The organism is Methanophagales archaeon (assembly GCA_021159465.1).
Taxonomy (GTDB): domain Archaea; phylum Halobacteriota; class Syntropharchaeia; order Alkanophagales; family Methanospirareceae; genus G60ANME1.
In genome coordinates this window covers 1-5,849 of the sequence record JAGGRR010000261.1, presented here as the reverse complement: position 1 = coordinate 5,849, position 5,849 = coordinate 1, and the positions used below count along the sequence as shown (strand labels likewise).

Annotated in this window: 5 protein-coding genes; all 5 read right to left on the bottom strand. The window is 48.8% G+C overall.

All coding sequences use genetic code 11. The features are described 5' to 3' along the window. Positions 1 to 28: 28 nt before the first annotated feature. From J7J01_10570 to J7J01_10550, 5 genes are read right to left on the bottom strand one after another with little or no spacing between them, the layout of a single operon-like run. A complete protein-coding gene (locus J7J01_10570; protein ID MCD6211302.1) occupies positions 29 to 2,746 on the bottom strand; it encodes a CoB--CoM heterodisulfide reductase iron-sulfur subunit A family protein in 2,718 nt (905 codons plus the stop codon). Then, positions 2,743 to 3,609, bottom strand: coding sequence for a CoB--CoM heterodisulfide reductase iron-sulfur subunit B family protein (locus J7J01_10565; protein MCD6211301.1), 867 nt, complete (start codon positions 3,607 to 3,609; stop codon positions 2,743 to 2,745). Before J7J01_10565 ends, J7J01_10570 begins: the two co-directional genes overlap by 4 nt. Further along, complete coding sequence (locus J7J01_10560) at positions 3,606 to 4,208, bottom strand: 4Fe-4S dicluster domain-containing protein (protein MCD6211300.1); 603 nt, start codon at positions 4,206 to 4,208, stop codon at positions 3,606 to 3,608. Before J7J01_10560 ends, J7J01_10565 begins: the two co-directional genes overlap by 4 nt. Before the next feature lie 13 nt (positions 4,209 to 4,221). Continuing rightward, positions 4,222 to 5,289 (bottom strand): Coenzyme F420 hydrogenase/dehydrogenase, beta subunit C-terminal domain, encoded by a 1,068-nt coding sequence (locus J7J01_10555; GenBank protein ID MCD6211299.1) that lies wholly within the window; start codon positions 5,287 to 5,289, stop codon positions 4,222 to 4,224. Further along, entirely contained in the window at positions 5,286 to 5,717 is a 432-nt protein-coding gene (locus J7J01_10550) for a hydrogenase iron-sulfur subunit (GenBank protein ID MCD6211298.1), read from the bottom strand. Before J7J01_10550 ends, J7J01_10555 begins: the two co-directional genes overlap by 4 nt. Between the last annotated feature and the right edge of the window lie 132 nt (positions 5,718 to 5,849).

The window sequence follows — 5,849 nt, the reverse complement described above, 5'->3', positions numbered from 1 at the left end:
AAAAAACCACCGCCCAGTGGATTATGCATTATATCGCATAATCCAACTGAGCATACACCTGCTTATCACGGAAATGTTTCAACGACATCGCACCCGAGGGGCAATATGATGCGCAACTGCCACAGCCTATGCACCCATCACCGACCTTTGCTACTCGCCTCGTTCCACCTACCACCGTCTCCACACCGAACGTAACCACTGGCACCGACTCCTCCGTCAACTCTATCGCCTCCACCGGGCATATATCCACACACACGCCACAGCCCGAACATATCAGCTCATCAACGACCGAAGTAACCGCGGGAGTCTCCATGAAATCTTTCGCCAGCAGCACACACGCTCTTGACGCCGCTGCACTGCTCATCGCTATGCACTCATCTAACATTGCCGGATACACCGCCGAGCCACAGACGAACACCCCCTCATTCACGGTGTCCACTGGCGTTAACACCATCTTCGGACGCTCCTGCTCCTCCATGAAGAACCCTTTCCTCAGCGGTATCTTGAACATCTCACTCAATCGCTCATTATCCTCCGCAGGCACCATCGGTACTGCCAGCACCATCATATCCGGCTTTATCTGCAACTCGTCATTCAGTATCACATCAAATACCGACAATATCCCATCCTTATACTCCGGCGGCTTCTGCTTCTCATACCTTATAAATAACACACCCTTCTCTCGTGCTTCCTTGTATAACGCTTCCCACTTGCCATACGTCTTCACATCCTTATACAGGAAGTACACCTCAACATCCGGATTTGTCTCCTTTATTCTCAACGCCGCACTCACTGCTTCTATACTGGTTGCCTTCGAACTGTATACATCCTCTGGTCCCACATCCTGTAATATCACCACTGTATTCCCTTCTACTTTACCTTTCTTCATAAATTCCCGCAATGTTTGCACCTTCTTATCGCTACCATACCCATAGTAGCGTTCATGCACAAACTCCTTCGCCCCCGTTGCTATCACACATGCACCGAATTCTATCTCCTCATCCACACCTTCGCCCACTATGCGCGCCTTGAACGAACCTGCTCTGCCTCTTATATCCTCCTCCCTCGCGTTCTTATACACCTTTATCCGCTCATTGCTTTCTACTCTGTCAATATACCCCTTCAATAACTCAGAAGCGTTCACACCGCCCGGTAATTCACCCATATCTTGTAAACCACCACTGAGTTCCGCACTCTTCTCCACTAAATACACCTCATAGCCTGCATCTGCTATATCCAGTGCCGCATTCATGCCCGATATCCCTCCACCAATCACCAGCGCTTTCTTTGTCACCGGGTACCTCTGTACCGGTATAGGTTCCAGCCGCTTCGCTCGCTCGACCGCCATCTTCAATAAATCAAATGCCGCATCCGTTGCTTCCTTATCAAAAACCCATGCACATTGCTCCCTCAGATTCACCAGCTCCACCAGATACGGATTCAGGCCCGCCTTTGCACACACCTCTCTTATTATATCCTCATACTCACGTGGCGAACAGCCTGCAAATACAACTCTATTCAAGCCCTGGTCCACTATCCCGCTCTCCACCGCCGCCAGTGCATCACTCATCGTCTTCGTGTCACTACTCACGAATACTACATCCCGCAACTCTTTCACACGCTCCGCAACCGCTGGTATATCCACCGTCTTCGATACCTCACCATCACAATCGCATATAAAAACGCCCACTTTCGGCTCTGCTCCTGGCTCCAGTTCTATATATTTATGCTCCTCCTGTCCCGGAATCAGCTCCGTTCGTTCTGATAACAGCGCTGCCTTCAGTGCCGCACCACTCGCCATGCCTACACTCTCCCTCACTTTCAGCGGCGCTGTTGCTGTGCCACATGCAAATATACCACGCACACTCGTCTCCAGCGGATTACTTATGCTTGTCTCTATATACCCGTATTTATCAGTCTTTACACCCGTCTGCTCCGCGAGCTTGCTCAATGTCCTCGCAGGTAATAGCCCCACGGCAAGCACCACCATATCAAGCTCTATCTTCTCTATCGTGCCTTTCTCTAAATTCTCAAACTTAACCGTCAGCGTTCCATCCTCAGGAATGACCTCCGGCACCCTCGACCTTATATAATGTACGCCATATTTCTCCTTTAGCTCCGCTACAAGCTCCTCATCCTTCCCAAATACACGCACATCCATATAGAATATGTAAACCTCAACATTCGGGAACCTCTCCTTTACCACCCATGCCTCCTTCGCTGTATACGCGCAGCATGCCGTCGAGCATATCTCATTATCCTGGCATCGTGAACCCACACATTTTATGAACCCTATCTTCTTCACCTCTTTACCATCCGACTGCCGCTTTAGCTCGCCTGATGCCGTTGCTGCCCTTAAGATACCTTCAAAATCCAGTGAGGTCACTACATCTGGACTGCCATATCCATAACTCAATGCTACTTTATCCGGTATGTCATAGCCTGGTGCCAGCACAACACTCTCAACTTCTATCTCCTTATTACCCGATACTTTCAATTTGAAGTTACCCGCAGAACCTGAGAAACTCTCTAACTCGCTCCCCAGTATCAATTCGATATTCGGATGGTTCTCTATCTTCGCTATCCGCGGCGATAACCCAGTCTTACATTCCGCAAGCTCCGCCATCTTACCGCCAAGCTCCGCATTACGCTCTATTAAATACACCTTGTAACCCGAATCCGCGAGGTCGAGAGCCGCCGTTATGCCCGCTACTCCTCCCCCTATCACTGCTATCCCCATCTTCACACCACCTTCCCTATTATATCCTTTGTATCCACAATATTCTTATCCAATCCCAGCTTGCCTGAGTCTATTCCCAGTGCAAGACCCAACAACTGCGTTATGTATAACACAGGCATACCTATCTCAATCCCGAAAGCCTCTTCTATATCCGGCTGCTTCGCATCCAGCATTATGCCACACAATGGACATGCCAGTGCGATACAGTCCGCACCCGCGTTCTTAGCCTCCTCCAGTACCTTCCGTGCCATCTCAAATGCTATATCCTGCCGTGTCATCATTAAAGGACCACCGCAGCACTTCGTCTTCGTATAATTATATGGGACTACTTCCCCACCTGTCAGTTCTATCAGCCTGTCCATCAAGCCCGGCGCATCAGGGTCATCAAAGGCAGTCTCTGGCGGTCTGCCTATATAACATCCATAATAGGGCGCAACTTTCGCTTCTACTTTCTTCTCCACCTTGCTTGAGAGCTCTTCTACCCCTATATCATTCACAAGCACATCCAGCACGTGCTTCACCTCCACACCACCGTTATATGTCAGTGAAGCATCTATACTGCGCACCCTTGCACGCAGCTCCTCATCGCCCTTCAGTGCTATGTTCGACCTGGATAAGTTGTAATAGCATATACTGCACGGCGTCACTATATTCAACCCCTGCTTCTCTGCAATTGCGAGATTACGTGCATTTAACGCATACACAATCTCCGGGTCCTCTACCTCCGCAGCGCCACAACAGTTCCAGTCCTCCATCTCTTCCAGTTCTATCCCCAGCTTCTCAAACACCGCCTTCATTGACATGTCTTGCTCCATCGCCGTCGTGCCCGATGGACAGCCTGGATAATACGCATACTTACGCTCACTCATTTCTTTCCCGCCCCCATTTGCTCAAATATCTTCTTCATTACTTCTCTATCCTTCACTTTCTCCGGGAAGAGAGCTTTCGGTCCCATCTTACCTTTCTTGAATAGTCGCATCCCGAACTCCTTGTAATCCTTCGACATCGCCATCATACCCTTGAAGAACGACCCCTCTCGTCCCGTATAATACTCCTTCGCCAGTCCGAAATCATACAATCGCCCATATTTCTCTAACTGATGCATGAAAGCCTTGTCAAATCTCGGTCGAACACTATCTATCTTAAGCCTTCCCGCTTCCTCCTCTCGCTCCGCTATCCGCCTTATCGCACCCAGCAAATCCGCTATCCGCACATCCTGCGGACATCGAGCCGTGCACGTCTGGCATATCAGACATACCCATAAATCGGGATTTGATAAAACCTCCTTTCGCATCCCCAGTAAACTCATCTGGATTATCTTACGTGGATTATAACCCGGTATGATCTCCGTTAATGGACAACCCAATGTGCACGTGCTGCACTGGAAACATGATGTCAGATGCTCACCCCCCGGCTCCTTCATTATCTCGTACTTGAAGTTCGGTTCTAATTCCCATGTCTTTATCATTTTTTTTCTTATCTTATCTCAGCTTATCCTCAAGCTCCTCCTCCTCATACACAACGAAAGGCAGTGGCTCCTCTACGTCCTTACCCGGCTCATACTCGAACACCTCCTGCACCTTCCGTGCTATCACAGGGTAATATCTCGTCAATGGTATCTCCTTAGGGCATGCATCCGCACAGGCTCCACACCCCACACACGTCGTGCTCACATGATACACTCGCGTCAGGTGATAGAACAACTGATTCGCAGGTACCCCTATTGCACCTCTCAGCTCAGCGAGGTTCAGCAGGTCTCCACTCGCCGGGTTGCCCAGTGGCTGGTCAAAGAAACATTCTTTACAATAGCATACCGGGCATACATCACGACAGTTCTTACATACTATGCAATCCTGTAAGAACGCTTCCAGTTCCTCAATGCTGCTTATCTTCGGTAACGCCTCTTCATTCTTCTTCGCTTCCTCTGCTATCCGCGCCTTCTCCTCTTTTCGCTCTATCTCCTTATCTTCTAACTGCAGTTCCAGTGCTGTCAGTGCTGCTTCTCCCATATTCGTCAGTCCCGCAACCACAACTTTATCCCCGTTCAACCTCACCATTGCTATATCACCGACATCTGCTAATCTGCTATCACATATCTTGCATGCCTCTCTCAGCTCTATCCCCTTACCCTTCAATTCTTCTATCTTCCCGCTCTCCAGCCTCTCTCCTATCTCATCACTATGGTCTGCATAAACCTGGTTCTCAAATGTACCCGAGCAATCAACAGAGATGAGCAGTAAACTATCCTTATCCATCTGATTCAGCTTCACCAGTTCTATCGCTGCCCTTATCTCGCATGGCTTTGCCACCAGTCCCACCTTATTCGCTACCGTCCATCCTTTAACTATTCCCGCAGCATTCACACCGAACGAAGGTGCGAAGATGGCTTTTCCCGGTGATGACTCTATCCTCTTCGGATCCGTTACCAGCATATATGCGATATTTTTACCTGCGGCGTGTGGCATTACCAGACAATCCACAACTTCCTTCTCCAGTAAGCCTCTAAAAAAGCCTTCTAAATCCTCTATCCCTATCTCTGCACCTTTCATAATATCTTACCTCTCATTGGATTTGGACCCAGCTTCTTCAAATCTTCCGCCATCTCCGTCATCACCCTTGCAAACTTATCTCCCTCTGATGCACTTATCCACTCTGATCTGACCCTGTTATCCAGTCCAAACTGCTTCAGAATCGTCCTTATCGCCGCTATTCTCCGCCTGGCATAGTAATTCCCTTTTATATAGTGGCATTCCCCGGGATGACAGCCCCCTATAAACACTCCATCTGCACCATTCAGTAACGCCTTGAGCACAAACATCGGATCCAGCCTCCCCGAACACATAAGCCTTATTATCCGTGCATTCGGCGGGTATTTCTTCCTCGACGTCCCTGCAAGGTCTGCTGATGCGTATGTACACCAATTACAGGTAAATCCGATTATCTTCGGCTCAAATTCCCCCTTCTTCTCTTCTCCCATTTCTTCTTTCCACTCCTTTTCTTATTGCTCCACTCTCAATATGCCTGTTTTTCTCTTTCTCAATATATAAATTTTTCGATATTTTCTGCTTCTGCTTCTTTTTGTATCTTTGCACTATCTTCTGGGAAAAAA